Origin of the sequence: Klebsiella variicola (assembly GCF_000828055.2) — a bacterium.
GTDB classification, from domain to species: Bacteria; Pseudomonadota; Gammaproteobacteria; order Enterobacterales; family Enterobacteriaceae; genus Klebsiella; species Klebsiella variicola.
Window position 1 is genome coordinate 1,916,599 of record NZ_CP010523.2, and the last position, 17,376, is coordinate 1,933,974.

Annotated in this window: 16 protein-coding genes and 2 pseudogenes; 11 read left to right on the top strand and 7 right to left on the bottom strand. The window is 55.4% G+C overall.

Features of this window, described 5'->3' with window-relative positions; translation table 11 throughout:
* The first annotated feature begins 67 nt into the window (after nucleotides 1-67).
* Complete coding sequence (locus tag SP68_RS08985) at nucleotides 68-736, top strand: YecA/YgfB family protein (RefSeq protein WP_008804222.1); 669 nt, start codon at nucleotides 68-70, stop codon at nucleotides 734-736.
* Between the two features lie 25 nt (nucleotides 737-761).
* On the opposite strand, the gene tyrP is transcribed toward SP68_RS08985, so the two are convergent.
* Complete coding sequence (gene tyrP / locus SP68_RS08990; RefSeq protein WP_012541234.1) at nucleotides 762-1,973, bottom strand: tyrosine transporter TyrP; 1,212 nt, start codon at nucleotides 1,971-1,973, stop codon at nucleotides 762-764.
* A 190-nt stretch (nucleotides 1,974-2,163) separates the two neighbouring features.
* Between tyrP and SP68_RS08995 the strand changes: the two genes are divergently transcribed.
* Nucleotides 2,164-2,403: a YecH family metal-binding protein gene (locus tag SP68_RS08995; RefSeq protein WP_004200338.1), complete on the top strand. Its 240-nt coding sequence runs from the start codon at nucleotides 2,164-2,166 to the stop codon at nucleotides 2,401-2,403.
* 36 nt (nucleotides 2,404-2,439) lie between these two features.
* On the opposite strand, the gene ftnA is transcribed toward SP68_RS08995, so the two are convergent.
* Nucleotides 2,440-2,937: a non-heme ferritin gene (gene ftnA, locus SP68_RS09000; protein ID WP_012541235.1), complete on the bottom strand. Its 498-nt coding sequence runs from the start codon at nucleotides 2,935-2,937 to the stop codon at nucleotides 2,440-2,442.
* Nucleotides 2,938-2,994: 57 nt separating this feature from the next.
* A pseudogene (locus SP68_RS28830) lies at nucleotides 2,995-3,105 on the bottom strand (hypothetical protein); the annotation flags it as partial.
* 243 nt (nucleotides 3,106-3,348) lie between these two features.
* Here SP68_RS28830 and SP68_RS09005 point away from each other — a divergent pair.
* A complete protein-coding gene (locus tag SP68_RS09005) occupies nucleotides 3,349-3,987 on the top strand; it encodes an RpiB/LacA/LacB family sugar-phosphate isomerase (protein WP_012967669.1) in 639 nt (212 codons plus the stop codon).
* A gap of 36 nt (nucleotides 3,988-4,023) precedes the next feature.
* Here the strand turns inward: SP68_RS09005 and SP68_RS09010 are convergent, their stop codons facing one another.
* A complete protein-coding gene (locus SP68_RS09010) occupies nucleotides 4,024-5,445 on the bottom strand; it encodes an MFS transporter (protein ID WP_012541236.1) in 1,422 nt (473 codons plus the stop codon).
* Nucleotides 5,446-5,595: 150 nt separating this feature from the next.
* Here SP68_RS09010 and SP68_RS09015 point away from each other — a divergent pair, with 150 nt between their 5' ends.
* Nucleotides 5,596-5,847: a DUF2766 family protein gene (locus SP68_RS09015; RefSeq protein WP_002911524.1), complete on the top strand. Its 252-nt coding sequence runs from the start codon at nucleotides 5,596-5,598 to the stop codon at nucleotides 5,845-5,847.
* A 37-nt stretch (nucleotides 5,848-5,884) separates the two neighbouring features.
* Here the strand turns inward: SP68_RS09015 and SP68_RS09020 are convergent, their stop codons facing one another.
* Nucleotides 5,885-7,396 carry an MFS transporter gene (locus SP68_RS09020; RefSeq protein WP_012541237.1) on the bottom strand — a complete coding sequence of 504 codons (1,512 nt, stop codon included), beginning with the start codon at nucleotides 7,394-7,396 and terminating at the stop codon, nucleotides 5,885-5,887.
* Between the two features lie 65 nt (nucleotides 7,397-7,461).
* On the opposite strand from SP68_RS09020, the pseudogene SP68_RS29075 reads away from it, so the two are divergent.
* Nucleotides 7,462-7,626, top strand: a pseudogene (locus tag SP68_RS29075) (succinate dehydrogenase).
* Nucleotides 7,627-7,690: 64 nt separating this feature from the next.
* Here SP68_RS29075 and SP68_RS09025 read toward each other — a convergent pair.
* Complete coding sequence (locus SP68_RS09025) at nucleotides 7,691-8,200, bottom strand: non-heme ferritin-like protein (RefSeq protein WP_012541238.1); 510 nt, start codon at nucleotides 8,198-8,200, stop codon at nucleotides 7,691-7,693.
* A gap of 889 nt (nucleotides 8,201-9,089) precedes the next feature.
* Between SP68_RS09025 and SP68_RS09030 the strand changes: the two genes are divergently transcribed.
* The 5 genes from SP68_RS09030 to otsA all read left to right on the top strand — a co-directional run bounded on the left by SP68_RS09030 (nucleotide 9,090) and on the right by otsA (nucleotide 14,989).
* Nucleotides 9,090-10,070: an arabinose ABC transporter substrate-binding protein gene (locus SP68_RS09030; protein ID WP_002911518.1), complete on the top strand. Its 981-nt coding sequence runs from the start codon at nucleotides 9,090-9,092 to the stop codon at nucleotides 10,068-10,070.
* 60 nt (nucleotides 10,071-10,130) lie between these two features.
* Nucleotides 10,131-11,645 (top strand): L-arabinose ABC transporter ATP-binding protein AraG, encoded by a 1,515-nt coding sequence (gene araG, locus SP68_RS09035; protein ID WP_012967672.1) that lies wholly within the window; start codon nucleotides 10,131-10,133, stop codon nucleotides 11,643-11,645.
* A gap of 14 nt (nucleotides 11,646-11,659) precedes the next feature.
* Nucleotides 11,660-12,640, top strand: coding sequence for an L-arabinose ABC transporter permease AraH (araH, locus tag SP68_RS09040; RefSeq protein ID WP_022066261.1), 981 nt, complete (start codon nucleotides 11,660-11,662; stop codon nucleotides 12,638-12,640).
* A 161-nt stretch (nucleotides 12,641-12,801) separates the two neighbouring features.
* Entirely contained in the window at nucleotides 12,802-13,590 is a 789-nt protein-coding gene (gene otsB / locus SP68_RS09045; RefSeq protein WP_008804233.1) for a trehalose-phosphatase, read from the top strand.
* The gene (otsA, locus tag SP68_RS09050; protein ID WP_012967674.1) at nucleotides 13,565-14,989 is read left to right on the top strand and encodes an alpha,alpha-trehalose-phosphate synthase; all 1,425 of its coding nucleotides are present in this window, start codon (nucleotides 13,565-13,567) and stop codon (nucleotides 14,987-14,989) included. The genes otsB and otsA overlap by 26 nt, the downstream gene beginning before the upstream one ends.
* A 23-nt stretch (nucleotides 14,990-15,012) precedes the next feature.
* Here otsA and uspC read toward each other — a convergent pair whose 3' ends face one another.
* Nucleotides 15,013-15,441, bottom strand: coding sequence for a universal stress protein UspC (uspC, locus tag SP68_RS09055; protein ID WP_008804235.1), 429 nt, complete (start codon nucleotides 15,439-15,441; stop codon nucleotides 15,013-15,015).
* A gap of 347 nt (nucleotides 15,442-15,788) precedes the next feature.
* Between uspC and SP68_RS09060 the strand changes: the two genes are divergently transcribed.
* The gene (locus tag SP68_RS09060) at nucleotides 15,789-17,372 is read left to right on the top strand and encodes an MFS transporter (protein WP_022066260.1); all 1,584 of its coding nucleotides are present in this window, start codon (nucleotides 15,789-15,791) and stop codon (nucleotides 17,370-17,372) included.
* Nucleotides 17,373-17,376 lie beyond the last annotated feature (4 nt).

Consider the following 17,376-nt stretch of genomic DNA (forward strand, 5'->3'; position numbering starts at 1 on the left):
GCGCCGGGTGGCTTTCTGTCGGCAATTCGGCTACTGTAGGCCCGATTTTTACCATGCGAGCCTGTGAATGAATACCGGACCTTTAAACGAAAACGAACTGGAATGGCTGGACGAGACGCTGGCGAAATACGCCACCGAAGGCGCTATTCTGGATGTGTCTGAACTGGATGGCCTGCTGACGGCTATCCTCTCTGCACCGACCGATATCGAACCAGCCCAGTGGCTGGTGGCGATCTGGGGCGGGGCGGATAATGTGCCGCGCTGGGCCAACGACCGCGAGCGCGATCGCTTTGTCGATCTGACGCTGCAGCATATGAGCGACATCGCTGAACGCCTGGAGTCCTATCCCGATCAGTTCGAACCGCTGTTTGGCACCCGCGAAGCGGAAGGTCAGGAGCTGACGATCGTCGAAGAGTGGTGCTTTGGCTACCTGCGCGGCGTAGCGCTGAGCGACTGGTCGACGCTGCCCGCTGAACTTAAGCCGGCGCTGGACGCTATCGCGCTCCACGGCAGCGAAGCGCAGTTTACCGCGCTGGATAATCTGACGGCGGATGAGTTTATTGACAGCATCGAGCGTATCACGCCGGCGGCGCTGGCGCTTTACCAGTACTGGATGGCGAATCCCCTGCCGGTGGTGGTTCCGCAGCCGGTCAGAAATGAGGCGAAGGTCGGACGCAACGATCCCTGCCCGTGCGGGAGCGGAAAAAAGTATAAGCAGTGCTGCTTAGCAAAATAAAACCAGGGGCCAGCCGGCCCCTTTTTTATCCCACCGCAGGCAGCAGTCCGGCGACGATACTGAACTGAATCGCCACAATACCGATCCCGCACAGCAGAACCAGCCACAGCGCCGGCGCGCCGCCGACCACCCGCCAGGCAGCCTGCGGATGTTGTCGGCGGCTCTTCATTGCCAGCAGGGCAGGCAACATCAGGGCCAGCACGGCGAGTGCCACCCCGGCGTAGCCCAGGGCCATAACAAAACCGCGGGGATAGAACAGGGCGAACGCCACCGGCGGCAGGAAGGTGATCGCGCCGCTCTGCAGACGTCCGCTGACGCTGTTTTTGCGTTGAAACACATCGGCCAGGTAATCAAACAAGCCGAGCGAGACGCCGAGGAATGAGGTCGCCAGCGCGAGGTCGGCAAACAGGTGCACGGCCAGCTCCACGTGCGGCGACGCCACCACTTCGCGGATCGCCTCCAGCAGACCGTTCAGACCGGCGTTTTTGGCCAGCAGCGCGGTAAAAGCGGGAGGGTTGATACTCCCCAGCGTCGCCAGCTGCCAGAAAATATAAGCCACCAGCGGAATAAAGCTGCCGATAATAAATACCCGGCGCAGTTTACGGATATCGCCGCCAAGATAGCTGACGATGCTCGGCACACTGCCGTGAAAACCAAAGGAGGTAAAGATCACCGGAATGGCGGACAGGGCCAGGCCTTGCTCAACCGGCAGCGTCAACAGATTGACCTGATGAATATGCGGCATCAGTAGCGCCAGCATAATCACCAGAAAGATGATTTTGGCGCTGAACAGGAAGCGATTGAATAAGTCGACCAGCGAGGTACCGATGCACACCACCGCCCCGCCCAGCGCCGTAAATAACAGTACGCCGGCCGCCGGCGGCAGCTGCCAGTCCAGCCACTGGTTGAGGCTGGAGGCGAGCAATTCACCGGCGCCACTGATATAGGCCGCCGTGAGGGCATACAGCAGAAACAGCATGCAGAACCCGGTTACCCACTGCCCGTAACGGCCCAGATAGCGTGCGGCCAGGGAACCAAGCCCCATGTCAGCAGGCACGTGCTGGTAGACTTCCAGCAGCAACAGGGCGGTATAGCACATCAACGCCCACAAGGTGAAAAGTAAACCCAGCGTGACGGCAAACCCGACGCCGGCGGCGGCCAAGGGCATCGCCAACATTCCTGCACCGATAGTGGTGCCAGCTACGATTAAAATACTGCCCAGAGTGCGGTTTTTCACGCTTTTCGCTATCCCTACAGCTAATAACAATAAATTATGCCGCGCAGAGTAGGGGATATTACAGCGTTCGTCAAATGAGGGTTACAAGTTCTGTAATTTTATCTTTACGCATTTAAGGGGGCGAAAGCCTGCGCTGGCGCAAGGCGCCGATGGCATGGCTGGCCTAAGCTGGTGGTTTTCAGGAGGGGTTATGTCTTCTATTCATGGTCATGAAGTTTTACAGATGATGCTCGCCTCGGGTGAGTCCTGGACGGTCGCCTCGCTGGAGGCCGCCATTCGCCGCCGCTTTGGCGAAGAGGCGCGGTTTCACACCTGTTCAGCAGAGAATCTAAGCGCCGCAGAGCTGGTGGCGTTTTTAGAGAAAAAAGGCAAATTTATTGCCAGAGAGGAAGGTTTTACTACCGCAGAAAATAAGATTTGCCGGCATTAAAATGGCCGCGACACGGGGGGGGCGCGGCGCGGAAGATTAATTCTGTGTGTCGAGGGTCGCCAGTTCTTTATCGATAAAGTACAGACCTTCGCCACTTTTTCCAACGAGGGTCAGTTTATCAATCACCGATTTAAATAATTTCTCTTCTTCGTGCTGTTCAGAGACATACCACTGCAGGAAATTAAAGGTCGGGTAATCCTGACTGGTCATGGCGGCGTGCGCCAGTTCATTAATTTTTTGCGTGATCAGCTGCTCGTGCTCATAGGTCTGGCGGAACAGCTCGTCCAGTGAGGCATATTCGGCAAACGGGGAGGCGATCGCGTTGATGCGCGGCAGGCTACCGGTGTCGGTCAGGTAGTCGAACAGGCGCTGCATATGGGTCATCTCTTCCTGGGCATGGCGACGCAGGAAGGCCGCAGCCCCTTCAAAACTGTGGTAACTGCACCAGGCGCTCATCTGCTGATAAAGAAGAGAAGAATAAAGTTCAAGATTCATCTGTTCATTCAGTTTGTCGATCATTTCCGTTTTCAGCATTGTCGCGCTCCTGGAATTAAAAAATAGATGTTAGCGGCTGCCACTATAATTTGTTATTTAATTATTTGCAAAAAGTAAATTTAAAAATGTTTTATTTAAAATGCTAATGGGAATAACACGCATTGGCAATTTAATAATAAATGAGAATGGTTTTAATTTATTATTAATTGTGGTGGAAAATGGTATGACCGGCCAACGGGCTGCGAGGTAGAGCGCGCGAGGTGAGGGGGGCATGCCTGGGGGCGGGGACCTGGCGACTGGACTGGCGGAGAGGGCGAAAGTGTGAAGCGCTGCGTAATTTTTAAAACAGCTTTTCATAAAATTTGAAATTTTGTTTTCCAGGTAGTAGAGTGCAGTCAACGCCAATGACATTCTGCGGGCAGGCCCGCACAGCATTCAGGAGAGTAAACCATGAAGATTGCACTGATGATGGAGAACAGCCAGGCGAACAAAAACGCCATCATCCTTAAGGAGCTTAGCGCCGTTGCTGACGAAAAAGGATTCCCGGTGTTCAACGTCGGCATGAGCGATGAGCACGATCATCATCTGACCTACATTCACCTCGGGATCATGGCCAGCATCCTGCTGAATTCGAAAGCGGTCGACTTCGTGGTCACCGGCTGCGGTACCGGTCAGGGGGCGCTGATGTCGCTGAATATTCACCCGGGCGTGGTCTGCGGCTACTGTATCGATCCGGCGGACGCGTTCCTGTTTGCTCAGATCAACAATGGTAATGCGCTGTCGCTGCCGTTTGCCAAAGGTTTCGGCTGGGGCGCGGAGCTGAATGTACGCTTTATCTTTGAAAAAGCGTTTACCGGCCGCAACGGCGAAGGCTATCCGCCGGAGCGCAAAGAGCCGCAGGTACGAAATGCCGGGATCCTCAACCAGGTTAAAGCGGCAGTGGTAAAAGAAAACTATCTCGACACCCTGCGCGCCATCGATCCGGAGCTGGTGAAAACCGCGGTATCCGGCCCACGCTTCCAGCAGTGCTTCTTCGAAAACTGTCAGGATAAAGCCATCGAAGCCTTCGTTCGCCAGATCGTCGGTTAACCGTCATCAGGGCCAGCGCCGCTGGCCCTTCCATCATTATTTCTTCTTCTCCGACACGCTGCTGCCGGCCGTTTTGGCCAGATGCAGGCTGTCGATCATCCCTACCAGACAGATCACCGCGATAAAGACAAACGACAGACGAAAGCTGATCCCCGGTAGCGTGGAAAGGTGCAGCCAGTCGCCGACCTGCTCGCCCAGGCGAATGCCAATCGCCCCGAGCGTGATCCCCAGCCCCACCGCCAGCTGCGACGCGGTACTGAACAGCGTATTGGCATCACTCATCTGCGCGGCGGGGACATCGGCAAAGGCCAGCGTGCTTACGCCCGTAAACTGGATCGAGCGAAATACCCCGCCGAGATAAAGGATTAACATGATGGCCCAGACCGGCGTCTGCGGCGTGAGCAGCGCACAGGCCAGCAGTGAACAGACGTTCAGTGCACCGTTGATCAACAGCAGTCGGCGAAAGCCCAGCCAGCGGATCAGCGGTGTGGTGGCGGGTTTGATGGTCAAATTGCCGACAAACACCGCCAGCACCAGCAGGCCGGAGTGGAAGGGATCCATGCCGAACCCTACCTGAAACAGCAGCGGCAGCAGAAAGGGGACCGCGCTGATGGAGGAGCGGAACAGCGAGCCGCCATACATCGTCACCCGGAACGTTGGCACCTGCAGGGCGTCGAGACGAACCATGGGCGCCGTCGCCCGGCGGAAGTGGCGTATAGCATATGTCAGACAGCCGAAGCCAAGCACGGCGAGAGCCAGCGTCGGCCAGATCTGCGGCTGGCGATCGCCGAGCCGTTCCATCGCGGTGACCAGACTGACCATCGCGACTGCGGTGGTGATAAAGCCGGTGAGATCGAAGGAGCGCCGTTCCGTTTCGCGAATATCAGGGATAATGCGCAGCGCAAGGATGATGGCTGCGAGGCCCAGCGGGACATTGATAAAGAAGATCCAGTGCCAGCTGGCGTAGCGGGTGATAAAGCCGCCCAAAGGCGGGCCGATAATGGGGGCCACCAGCGCCGGCCAGGTGAGGGTAGCGATGGCTTTGATCAGCAGATGTTTCGGCGTGGTTCGCAGTACCGCCAGGCGACCGACAGGGACCATCAGCGCGCCTCCGATCCCCTGCAGGATACGCATGGCGACAAAAGTATGCACCTCGGTGGAGAGGCCGCAGAAGACCGAGGCAAGGGTAAAGATCGCCAGGGCGAGGGTAAAAATAGCGCGGGCGCCGAAGCGATCGGCGATCCAACCGCTGGCCGGGATCAGTACCGCGAGGGTGATCAGATAGGCGCTGATGCCGATATTCAGCTCGACCGCGGTGACGCCAAAATCTTTCGCCATATCGGGCAGCGCGGTGGCGATCACCGTCCCGTCGAGAAACTCCATAAAAAAAGCACCGGCCACCAGCAGCGCAGGCGCTGAAAAAGCACGTTCGTCTCTGGAAGAGATCGCGGTATTCATGTTGTCACTGCCATCAAGAATGTGAGCCTGAGCAAAGCGGCAGGAGAAGTTCCGCCAGCCAGTAGGGTAGATAAAAAAACCTGCGACGGCAGGTTTTTTTATCTGTGAAAATTTAGGGTACTATTACGCTCCTGAAAAAAGGAGTAATTAATGTCTCAACATCTTACCGAACACGATGAGCTGGTTTCCGATGTGGTTGCTTGCCAGCTGGTTATCAAACAGATCCTCGATGTCATTGACGTCATTGCGCCCGTGGAAGTGCGTGAAAAAATGACTACTCAGCTGAAAGCTATCGACTTCGCCAGCCATCCGGCCTCTGCCGATCCGGTGACCCTTCGCGCGGTGCAAAAAGCGATCGCATTGATTGAGCTGAAGTTTACCCCGCAGGAAGAGACGCATTAATAACAGGCCTCGCCGTTTACCGGCGGGGCCTTCTTCTTTAATGGGAAACGACGGTCTGCGCAGGCGCAGGGGCAGCATCTTTGAACAATTTGCTGTTGCCCCAACACTCTTCGTAGCGATGACCGACCAGATCCTCCACGATAACTCGTACATCCGGCGCGATATCGCTGATTTTTCCGCCCGCTTTGATCCGCGCGACTTCCTGCAGCACCACCAGATGAGCTTTACGATCCAGCTTCATCTGCTTGCTGAAGACGATGGCGGCCAACGCTAACGCGATCACCCCGACGCAGAATACCACCGCGATAGCGGTCACCGCGCTTTCCGGTTGGCTGTGCGCTTTTGACTGGAAACCGTAGAAGCTCAGGATCGCCCCCATCGAGAACACCACAATCGAGCGCAGAATTTTCCCTGAGAAGGTCATGGCGCCGGCATAGATCCCTTCCCGACGGCGTCCGGTGTAGATCTCATCGACATCGGCCAGGAAGGTGTAAACGGTCCAGGGAATGTAGTAAACCCCGCCGGTACCCAGGCCGAACAGTACGGTAATGCCGAACATCAGCACCGTCGCCAGGCCTGACGGCAGATGGAAGAACCACAGCGAGGTATACAGCAGGACCGCGAAAATCACGATCCCCAGCGCCAGAATATAGGGTTTACTGAAGCCTTTTTTTACGCACAGGCCGATAAACAGCGCTGTAGAGATCAGTTGCAGAATCGAGTTCAGGCTATTCAGTCCGGCGACCATCGCCGGGTCGTGCTGAAGAACGAATATCACGAAATAGGTAAAGATGGAGGCAAACAGCCATTCAGCGCCAAACCCGCACAGGTACATACCAAGATGTTTGCGGAATACGCGCAGATAAAAGGTGGAACGCATGTCTTTTGCCAGCGACAGCAGGGTGCTCAGCAGCCCTTTCCTGGCGCTGGTTTCTATCTCTTCCTCGCGCTTTCGTTCCCAGCTGCAAAGCCACAGGCAGGAAATCGCGACGATGAGGATAACGCCGTAGGTCAGACCGGTGAGGAAGAAAGGGGTGGCAGAATCTTTGCCATACAGCAGAATGAACTGTCCGGGAATAAACGCCGCAAGGAAGTTGGCTAGCTTGCCGAAAATGGCTTTATAGCCGGTCAGTTTTGAGCGCAGCGAGAAATCATCGGTCATCTCTGTCGCCAGCGTTTCATAAGGTACCATGATAGAGGTGTAGATGATCTCAAACACCACATAGGTGCAGAGGTAGTACCAGAAACTCAGGCCTTCCACCCACAGCAGCGGGTAGAACATCATCAAGGGGATGCCGATCAGCAGAAAGAAACGCCGGCGGCCAAAGCGCTTGCCTAAGCGCGTTTTGCCAAAGTTATCGGTGAGATAGCCCATCAGCGGGTTGCTGATAGCATCGATGATGCTGGCGACGGAGAAGATAAATGAGGCCTCGATCAGCGTCAGGCCGCAAAAAGTCGTATAAAAATAGAGCAGCCAGGCGCCGCTTATCGCCAGCGCGCCACTCCCCAACAGATTACCACCGCCGTAAGCTAACTGATGGCGTAACAAGATCGGTCTTCCCTGCAGCCCTTCAGGGGCTGAAGCCGTGTATCTAGCCATAAAAAATAAACCTCGTGTTTTATATTTTTGAAACACTGTTTTTATATTTCTTTGTGGCTTGATAAAAAGTGACCGCGCTCACTAATCCCTGAGAAGGGGTAACGGTGACGAGGGAATGCGATCGCGTTAAAACTTTTTTATTCTATTGGGGAATAAATGAGGTGGAAAAATTGACATAACTGATTTAAAGCGAGAGACGGGGCAGCGTGGGCACGCTCCCCCTGACAGAGCGAAAATGGCTGACTAATGCGGCTTCCGTGGTTCTCCGACCAATGCCATCAGACGCCGATCGGTCTGCTCCATTCCGAGACCAGCTTTATCGGCATTGCGGATTTCCTCAAGCACGCTTTGCAACAGCAGACCATCCTGTTGCTGCTCTTCCGCCAGCAGCGTCAGAAATCGCCAGGTGTTGTCGTCGCTTTGTGCCCTGGCTTCTTCGGCAAGACCGCTCAGCATACTGCTTCGCTGTTGGTAATCGTTCAGGGTTTGGGTAAACAGATCTTCCAGCGAGGTGCATTCGGGATTACAGGCGCGGTCGGGATTCACTATCGGCCAGCTGCCGGCTTTTTTCAGATAGTCAAATACGCGCATGGTGAGGGTAATGCTGCTTTGCGCGCGGGTGCGCAAAAATGTCGCGGCGCCGTCGAAGCGATGCCGGGCACACCACTCGCTTAAGTTCAGGTAAACGTTAGAGGCGTGAAACTCAAGATTCATCTGGGTGTTTAGCTTTTGTGCCATTCCTGGAACTGCCATAAAAAAATATCCTTATTAACCGGGAAGGGGTTACTGATGCGTGTCGACAGATCCTGCGGATAACCACAAGATAAAATAGTGACACGCGGCACTGTTGCAGAATAATAAAACTCTACACATTCCGTATGAGTCGGGTATTTTTTCCATTTGCCGACGATTTAAGAATACTCGCTCAACGGAATTAAGAAAACTCTCAATCGCGGTAATTTACGTTTTGTTACACCATTATTTTTAGAGGGTATCTGGACTGAAATCATGTGCCGTTGGCCGGGGCTTGCTGGCATCGCGTTAGTGATAAGTTATAGGTATTTGACTACGAAATTTGTCGTAGAACAGAGCGGAATAAGTTATTTCAAGCGTAATGTTTCTGGCTAATGATCATTATTTTTATTTTTTGTTGCAGGCTTTTATTTGAAGCGGAATATTTTTTCAATTCGGTATTAATTACGGAAAAGATCCGTTTTTTCGCGATATTAAGCGGTCCCGGTCGCCCGGCGATACGGGGCTGTTGTCACTTAAGAGGCACAGAGGCGAACGCCCTTTACGAGGCCGGCAATCGCCGGGGATAACAGCGCTGTAACCCTCTGTTAAACATCCTCTGACATCACAAGGATAAGTCTGCTGGTGGTATAGATGATCCTGCTATAGCCCGGTAAAATTGTATGACAATTGTGTCATTTTTTATGTCATTTTTTGCTAAATGTATGCACGCAATTACTGTAATTCCGCGATGTGATAATGCTCTCGTATGGAGAAATAATTTCCGGGTATTACTACTCTAACAACGGCAGTGGGGAATGCGATTTTTCTAATGCCTTGTTTTGATGCCGATAAAATTGTTAATTCCGATTTTTCCCTACATGAAAGCGAATTAAAGCTGGAGTTTACCATGCACAAATTTACTAAAGCGCTGGCGGCCATTGGTCTCGCTGCGGTTATGTCACAATCAGCTATGGCGGAAAATTTGAAACTGGGTTTTCTGGTGAAGCAGCCGGAAGAGCCATGGTTCCAGACTGAGTGGAAATTTGCTGATAAAGCAGGAAAAGATTTAGGGTTTGACGTCATTAAAATTGCGGTTCCGGATGGTGAGAAAACCCTCAACGCAATCGACAGCCTGGCAGCCAGCGGCGCGAAGGGCTTTGTCATCTGTACCCCCGATCCCAAGCTCGGGTCGGCGATTGTCGCCAAAGCGCGCGGCTATGACATGAAGGTCATTACCGTCGATGACCAGTTCGTCAATGCGAAAGGCAAACCGATGGAGAGCGTACCGCTGGTGATGATGGCGGCCAGCGAAATCGGCGCCCGCCAGGGGCAGGAACTCTATAAAGAGATGCAAAAACGCGGCTGGGATGTTAAAGACACCGCGGTGATGGCTATCACCGCCGATGAGCTGGACACCGCCCGTCGTCGCACCACCGGCTCCATCGATGCCCTGAAGGCAGCCGGCTTCCCGGACGCGCAAATCTACCGCGTGCCGACAAAATCTAACGATATCCCGGGGGCGTTTGACGCCGGTAACTCCATGCTGGTCCAGCACCCGCAGGTGAAACACTGGCTGATCGTGGGGATGAACGACAACACCGTGCTCGGCGGCGTGCGTGCCACTGAAGGCCAGGGCTTTAAAGCACCGGATGTGATTGGCATCGGCATCAACGGTGTGGATGCGGTCAACGAACTGTCGAAGGCGCAACCGACCGGCTTCTATGGTTCCCTGCTGCCAAGCCCGGATATTCATGGCTATAAAACCAGCGAAATGCTCTACAACTGGGTCACTAAGGGCGTTGAGCCGCCGAAGTTCACGGCGGTGACCGATGTGGTGCTGATTACCCGCGATAACTTCAAAGAAGAGCTGGCGAAAAAAGGGCTGTAACAGCCCGGTTGAACTGGCCCCCGCCGCGGCGGGGGCTGAGTGCTGAAGAGCGGAGTCGTTATGCAACAGTCTACCCCTTATCTCTCATTTCGCGGCATCACCATGACGTTCCCTGGCGTAAAGGCTTTGTCCGATATCAGTTTTGACTGCTACCCCGGACAGATCCACGCGCTGATGGGTGAAAATGGCGCAGGCAAATCGACGCTGCTGAAAATTCTCAGCGGCAACTATATTCCGACCGCTGGCCACCTGCAGATCGGCGGCCAGCAGATGGCGTTCAGCAATACCATGGAGGCGCTGAACGCCGGCGTGGCGATTATCTACCAGGAGCTGCATCTGATCCCGGAGATGACCGTCGCCGAAAATATCTATCTTGGCCAGCTACCGCACAGAGGCGGTATCGTCAACCGATCGTTGCTCAACTATGAGGCCCGCCTGCAGCTGGAACATCTGGGGCTGGATATCGATCCGGAGACGCCGCTGAAGTATCTCTCTATAGGCCAGTGGCAGATGGTGGAGATTGCCAAAGCGCTGGCGCGCAATGCCAAGATCATCGCTTTCGATGAACCGACCAGTTCGCTCTCCGCCCGCGAGATAGACAATCTGTTTCGCGTTATCCGCGAACTGCGGGAGGAGGGGCGAGTCATCATCTATGTTTCGCACCGGATGGAAGAAATTTTTGCCCTCAGCGATGCCATCACCGTCTTTAAGGATGGCCGCTATGTCTGCACTTTTGACGATATGCCGAGCGTCAGTCATGACGCCCTGGTTCAGGCGATGGTGGGGCGCAATCTGGGCGATATATACGGCTGGAAACCTCGCCCCTATGGCGAAGAGCGGCTGCGTCTGGAGGAGGTCAAAGCACCGGGCGTGCGTACGCCGGTCAGCCTCTCGGTACGCAGTGGCGAAATCGTCGGCCTGTTCGGGCTGGTGGGCGCCGGGCGCAGCGAACTGATGAAAGGCTTATTTGGCGGCACCCGGATCACCGGCGGTCAGGTGTATATCGATGGCCAGCCCGTCGACATTCGTAAACCGGCCCAGGCCATCCAGGCCGGGATGATGCTGTGCCCGGAAGATCGCAAAGCAGAGGGGATTATTCCGGTTCACTCCGTACGCGACAATATCAATATCAGCGCCCGGCGCAAGCATATTCACGCTGGCTGCCTGATCAACAACGCCTGGGAGGCAGACAATGCCGATCAGCATATCCAGTCGCTGAACATTAAAACGCCTGGCCCGGAACAGCTGATCATGAACCTGTCGGGCGGCAACCAGCAGAAAGCGATCCTTGGCCGCTGGCTGTCGGAAGAGATGAAGGTGATCCTGCTCGATGAGCCCACCCGCGGCATCGACGTCGGCGCCAAACATGAAATTTACAACGTGATATATGGCCTCGCCGCCTCAGGTGTTGCCGTGGTGTTTGCCTCCAGCGACCTGCCGGAAGTGCTGGGCGTCGCTGACCGCATCGTGGTGATGCGCGAGGGGCAAATCGCCGGCGAACTGCTGCATGAAGAAGCCAATGAACAGCAGGCGTTAAGCCTTGCGATGCCAAAAGTGAGTCAGGCTGTCGCCTGAGTAAGGAGTAAATGATGTCATCAGTGACTACGTCCGGCGCTACCCGCTCTGCCTTTAGCTTTGCCCGCATTTGGGATCAGTTTGGCATGCTGGTGGTGTTTGCTGTGCTGTTTATCGGCTGCGTAATTTTTGTGCCCAACTTTGCCTCATTCGTCAATATGAAGGGGCTGGGGCTGGCGATCTCGATGTCCGGAATGGTGGCCTGCGGCATGCTCTTCTGCCTGGCCTCCGGCGATTTTGACCTGTCGGTGGCGTCGGTTATCGCCTGTGCCGGGGTCACTACCGCGGTGGTGATTAACCTGAGCGAAAGCCTGTGGCTGGGGATTGTCGCCGGCCTGCTGCTGGGCGCGGTCAGTGGTCTGGTCAACGGCTTTGTCATTGCGCGCCTGAAGATTAACGCCCTGATCACCACCCTCGCGACGATGCAAATCGTCCGGGGCCTGGCCTACATTATCTCCGACGGGAAAGCGGTGGGGATCGAAGATGAGCGCTTCTTCACTCTCGGCTACGCCAACTGGTTTGGTCTGCCGGCGCCAATCTGGCTGACGGTCGCCTGCCTGGTGGTTTTCGGATTATTACTAAACAAAACCACCTTTGGCCGTAATACGCTGGCTATTGGCGGCAATGAAGAGGCGGCGCGTCTGGCCGGGGTCCCGGTGGTGCGCACCAAGATTATTATCTTTGTGCTCTCTGGTCTGGTATCGGCCGCCGCGGGGATCATTCTGGCGTCGCGGATGACCAGCGGCCAGCCGATGACCTCGATTGGCTATGAGCTGATTGTTATTTCAGCCTGCGTGCTGGGCGGGGTATCGCTGAAGGGCGGGATCGGCAAGATCTCCTACGTGGTCGCCGGGATCCTGATCCTCGGGACCGTGGAGAACGCGATGAACCTGCTGAACATCTCGCCTTTCTCACAATACGTCGTGCGCGGTGTGATCCTGCTGGCGGCGGTGATTTTTGACCGCTACAAACAAAAAGCCAAACGCGCGGCCTGATTTCAGGCATAACTTTTAAGTCTACAGAGTAATTACCGCCAGCGCCCGTTTCGCTGGCGGTAACTATCAAAAATGGCGAGGTTGGTCACACTGTCTATACTTACATGGCTAACATATAATTAACAACCAGCTTCGGCTGGCCATGATAAGGAGGAAACAGGGTGGATAACCAGATATCTGTACCGCCTGCGCTAACCGGAAACTACGCTTTTTTCTTTGACCTCGACGGTACTCTTGCCGATATCCAACCGCACCCCGATCAGGTGGTGATACCCGACAACACGTTGCAGGCGCTCAACGCGCTGGCCCAGCAGCAGGGTGGGGCGGTGGCATTGATTTCAGGGCGCTCAATGGCTGAACTTGACGCGCTAACCCATCCCTGGCGGCTACCGCTGGCCGGCGTTCACGGGGCAGAACGCCGTGATATCAATGGTAAAACCTATATCGTTTCTCTGCCGTCGGCGCTGCGCGATGAAATCGCGACTGAGCTGACCTCGGCGCTGCAGGGGCTCCCCGGCTGCGAGCTGGAGAGTAAAGAGATGGCCTTCGCGCTGCACTACCGCCAGGCTCCGCAGCAGCAGAGCGCAGTACTGGAGCTGGCTCAGCGCATCGTTCAGCGCTACCCGCTGCTGGCATTGCAGCTGGGTAAATGCGTGGTGGAGATTAAACCCCGCGGAGTGAACAAAGGGGAGGCGATCAGCGCCTTCATGCAGGAGGCGCCGTTTGCCGGCCGCGAACCGGTTTTTGTCGGCGATGATTTGACCGATGAGGCGGGATTTAGCGTGGTTAATCAACTGCAGGGAATGTCGGTAAAAGTCGGCGCCGGGGAAACTCAGGCGCACTGGCGGTTGGCGGATGCCGCCGCTGTAAGGACGTGGTTGCAACATCTGGCGTATGACGCGCAAACCGAAAGGAGGGATGACCATGAGTCGTTTAGTCGTAGTCTCTAACCGTATCGCCTTACCGGACGATAAAAAATCGAGCGCTGGCGGTCTGGCCGTCGGCATCCTGGGGGCACTGAAAGCGGCGGGGGGTCTGTGGTTTGGCTGGAGCGGCGAAATTGGCGATGACCAGCAGCCGCTGAAGCAGGTCTCCCGCGGAAATATCTCCTGGGCGTCGTTCAACCTGAATGAACGGGACCATGATGAATATTACAACCAGTTTTCCAACGCCGTGCTGTGGCCGGCCTTCCACTATCGTCTTGACCTGGTCAGCTTCCAGCGCGAAGCCTGGGAGGGATATCTGCGGGTCAACGCGATGCTGGCGGACAAGCTTCTGCCGCTGATCGAGCCAGACGATACGCTGTGGATCCATGATTACCATCTGCTGCCGTTCGCCAGTGAACTGCGTAAGCGCGGAGTGAACAACCGGATCGGCTTCTTTTTGCATATTCCATTCCCGACGCCGGAGATTTTTAACGCGCTACCGCCGCATGCCGAGCTGCTGGAGCAACTGTGCGATTACGATCTGCTGGGCTTCCAGACCGAAAGCGACAGAACCGCCTTTCTTGACAGCATTGCCATGCAGACCCGACTCTCCGATCTCGGGGACAAACGCTATCAGGCATGGGGTAAGGCGTTCAGTACCGAGGTTTATCCGATTGGGATCGATCCGGACGAAATTACGCGCAACGCCAAAGGCCCGCTGCCGCCGAAGCTGGCTCAGCTGAAGAATGAGCTGAAAAATGTGAAGAATATTTTCTCCGTGGAGCGGCTTGACTACTCGAAAGGGTTGCCGGAGCGATTCCTCGCCTATGAGACGCTGCTTGAGAAGTACCCTCAACATCATGGCAAGATCCGTTATACCCAGATCGCGCCCACTTCCCGTGGCGATGTACAGGCCTATCAGGATATTCGTCACCAGCTGGAAACTGCAGCCGGACGCATCAATGGCCAGTTTGGCCAGCTTGGCTGGACCCCGCTCTACTACCTGAACCAGCATTTTGACCGTAAGCTGCTGATGAAGGTCTTCCGCTACTCTGACGTCGGGCTGGTGACGCCGCTGCGTGATGGCATGAACCTGGTGGCGAAAGAATACGTCGCAGCGCAGGATCCGGATAACCCCGGGGTGCTGGTCCTGTCGCAGTTTGCCGGGGCGGCGCAGGAGCTGACCAGCGCGCTGATCGTCAACCCTTACGATCGCGATGAGGTTGCCACCGCGCTGGATCGTGCTCTCAGCATGCCGCTGCCGGAACGTATCGCCCGTCATTCCGCGATGCTGGACGTGATCAGAGAGAATGATATTCATAACTGGCAGGCGCGTTTTGTCGACGATCTGCAGCATATTTCGCCGCGCAGCGAGGAGAGCCGCCTGCGGGGGAAGATAGCCACCTTCCCTAAACTGGCCTAGTTCAGGAAAAGGGCTAACCGGCGTTAGCCCTTTTCAAGGGAAACCAGCAGAACATCGACGCCGCTACTGCCGACGATATTTTTCGCCGAGCAGGTGGCGCGCGAGAAAAGCGAGTGGTTGTGATTGCCGCAGATCACCAGATCAACCTTGTGCGACTGGCAAAAGTCTTTGACATGGTGACCCAGTTCGCCGCAGGCGATGGTCATTTTTTCTATCGGGTAGTCCGCCTGACGAGCCAGCTCATTGAGAAACTCCCGCGTTTCTTCCTGCATCAGCTCACGCAGATTTTCCATCATCGGTGCGGCGAACTGGTTATACATTTCCGGATCCGTGGCGAAGGTAATAAAGCTCACTTTCGCGTTAACGGGGCGGGCAATCGACACCGCTTTTTTAATTAATATCTGACTCTCCGGCGTTGGCGCGACGGCAACCAGCAGATGTGAATAAGGCATCTGGCCTCCTTGAGATACGCGGAATAACCCTTCTTTCTTTACTCCTGTTTCCCCAGCGGCGCAAGGGTTGCTCCCGTGATTTGCGACGCTCTTCGCCAGTCCGTGTTTTCCCCACAAGATCACATAAATGAACCTGCCTTTTTATTTAAAAGAAATGCTGTTTTATAAATGAGTGAAGTAGAGACATCGTCTCTTTGTCATTTTGCCACCGGCAGTTGTTCCGTGGCAAAAACACAAAGGTAACGTCGTTTCACTGCTTTTAGTGTAGCCAGGTACCCACTCCCTTCCGGTGGCAAATCCGGAACGATTGTCGGCGTTCTTTTAATAAAAGACACAGGATCACGGCGATGAAAACACGAAAAATTGGACTGGCTAACTACCTGGCCTACGGCGCGGGCGATTTTCTCGGCGCCGGCACGACAGCGCTAACTGCCGCATGGCTACTCTACTTTTACACGACCTTCTGCGGACTGACCCCGATTGAGGCCACGCTTATTTTTGCTGCTGCCCGCGTGCTGGATGCGGTGGTGAGCCCGCTGATGGGCTTTCTCACCGATAACTTCGGCACCACCTGGCTCGGAAAGCGCTTCGGCCGCAGAAAATTCTTTATTCTGCTCGGCATTCCGTGCGTATTCAGCTATTCAGCGATGTGGGTCGGCGAGATGGGCTTCTGGTACTACCTCGTCACCTATCTGCTGTTTGATATGGTTTACACCATGATTCTGGTGCCCTACGAAACGCTGGTGCCAGAGATGACTGATGACTTTAAACAGAAAACCAAATTTTCTGGCGCGCGCATCTCGATGGCGCAAATGTCGGCGATTTTAGCCTCCTTTCTGCCGGGGATCCTCCTCACCTGGCTCGGGAAAGACAATGCCAGCTCATTCTTTTATGCCAGTCTGGTGTTCTCGGTCCTGTGTGCGGTGATGCTGACCTTCGTCTGGTGCTTCACGTGGGAACGGCCGCGTGAGGCGTGGTCAGAGGCGGCGCTGCGGGCGGAAGCGGAAAAACAAAACTTAACCCTCGCTCAGAGCCTCAATCGCCTGGTGATTGAGCTAAGCTCCACGCTGCGGATAAAAATTTTCCGCCAGCACCTCGGCATGTATCTGGGGGGCTATATCGCCCAGGACGTCTTCAATGCCGTGTTTACCTACTACGTGGTCTTTGTCCTGATGCAGGAAGCCTCTGTCGCCTCGAATCTGCTCGGGACGATGGCCATCTTCCAGTTTATTGCGGTGATCGCCATGATCCCGTTGTGCATTCGCTTTGGCCCGGCGCCGTCCTACCGCATGGTGGTGGTCCTGTTTGGCCTGAGCTCGCTCTCGTATGCGCTGCTCTATTACGCCGGACTGAGCGACGTCTATTCCTTACTGCTGCTCATCTCTGCTGTCGCCGGACTGGGACGCGGCGGGATTAACTACGTACCGTGGAATACCTACACCTATATTGCCGACGTCGACGAGGCGATCACCGGCCAGCGCCGCGAAGGAATTTTTGCCGGCATCATGACGCTGACCCGCAAAGCCTCGCAGGCGGGGGCGGTCATGCTGGTGGGTATCATCATGCAGCTGTCAGGGTTTGTCTCCGGGCAAAAAATACAACCGCCAGGCGTGAGCCATACCATTTTACTGATCCTCAGCGTCGGCACCCTGGTGGTGTTAGCCTGCGGCTTCCTCGTCTCGCTACGCTTCAAGCTCAACCTGCACACCCACAGCATCCTGCGCAGTGAAACCCTCAGAATGCGCGATCTCGGCTGTGCCCAGCCGGAACAGACCATTGCAGAACACCGCGCGGTGGTCGAGATGCTGGCGGGGATGCCTTACGACTGCCTGTGGGGCAATAACAATATTGGCTATCTGAATCGTCATAAACCTGCTGCCCCGGGGCTCAACCAGGGCGGTGCTTTAAATTCGACATACACCCGAGGTTAACAAC

What these genes read in the sequence shown, in the direction of transcription:
- SP68_RS08985 (WP_008804222.1), top strand. Translation starts at nt 68, where the DNA reads ATGAATACCGGACCTTTAAACGAAAACGAACTGGAATGGCTGGACGAG.
- SP68_RS08995 (WP_004200338.1), top strand. Translation starts at nt 2,164, where the DNA reads ATGTCTTCTATTCATGGTCATGAAGTTTTACAGATGATGCTCGCCTCG.
- ftnA (WP_012541235.1), bottom strand. Translation starts at nt 2,937, where the DNA reads ATGCTGAAAACGGAAATGATCGACAAACTGAATGAACAGATGAATCTT.
- SP68_RS09005 (WP_012967669.1), top strand. Translation starts at nt 3,349, where the DNA reads ATGAAGATTGCACTGATGATGGAGAACAGCCAGGCGAACAAAAACGCC.
- SP68_RS09010 (WP_012541236.1), bottom strand. Translation starts at nt 5,445, where the DNA reads ATGAATACCGCGATCTCTTCCAGAGACGAACGTGCTTTTTCAGCGCCT.
- SP68_RS09015 (WP_002911524.1), top strand. Translation starts at nt 5,596, where the DNA reads ATGTCTCAACATCTTACCGAACACGATGAGCTGGTTTCCGATGTGGTT.
- SP68_RS09025 (WP_012541238.1), bottom strand. Translation starts at nt 8,200, where the DNA reads ATGGCAGTTCCAGGAATGGCACAAAAGCTAAACACCCAGATGAATCTT.
- SP68_RS09030 (WP_002911518.1), top strand. Translation starts at nt 9,090, where the DNA reads ATGCACAAATTTACTAAAGCGCTGGCGGCCATTGGTCTCGCTGCGGTT.
- araG (WP_012967672.1), top strand. Translation starts at nt 10,131, where the DNA reads ATGCAACAGTCTACCCCTTATCTCTCATTTCGCGGCATCACCATGACG.
- araH (WP_022066261.1), top strand. Translation starts at nt 11,660, where the DNA reads ATGTCATCAGTGACTACGTCCGGCGCTACCCGCTCTGCCTTTAGCTTT.
- otsA (WP_012967674.1), top strand. Translation starts at nt 13,565, where the DNA reads ATGAGTCGTTTAGTCGTAGTCTCTAACCGTATCGCCTTACCGGACGAT.
- uspC (WP_008804235.1), bottom strand. Translation starts at nt 15,441, where the DNA reads ATGCCTTATTCACATCTGCTGGTTGCCGTCGCGCCAACGCCGGAGAGT.
- SP68_RS09060 (WP_022066260.1), top strand. Translation starts at nt 15,789, where the DNA reads ATGAAAACACGAAAAATTGGACTGGCTAACTACCTGGCCTACGGCGCG.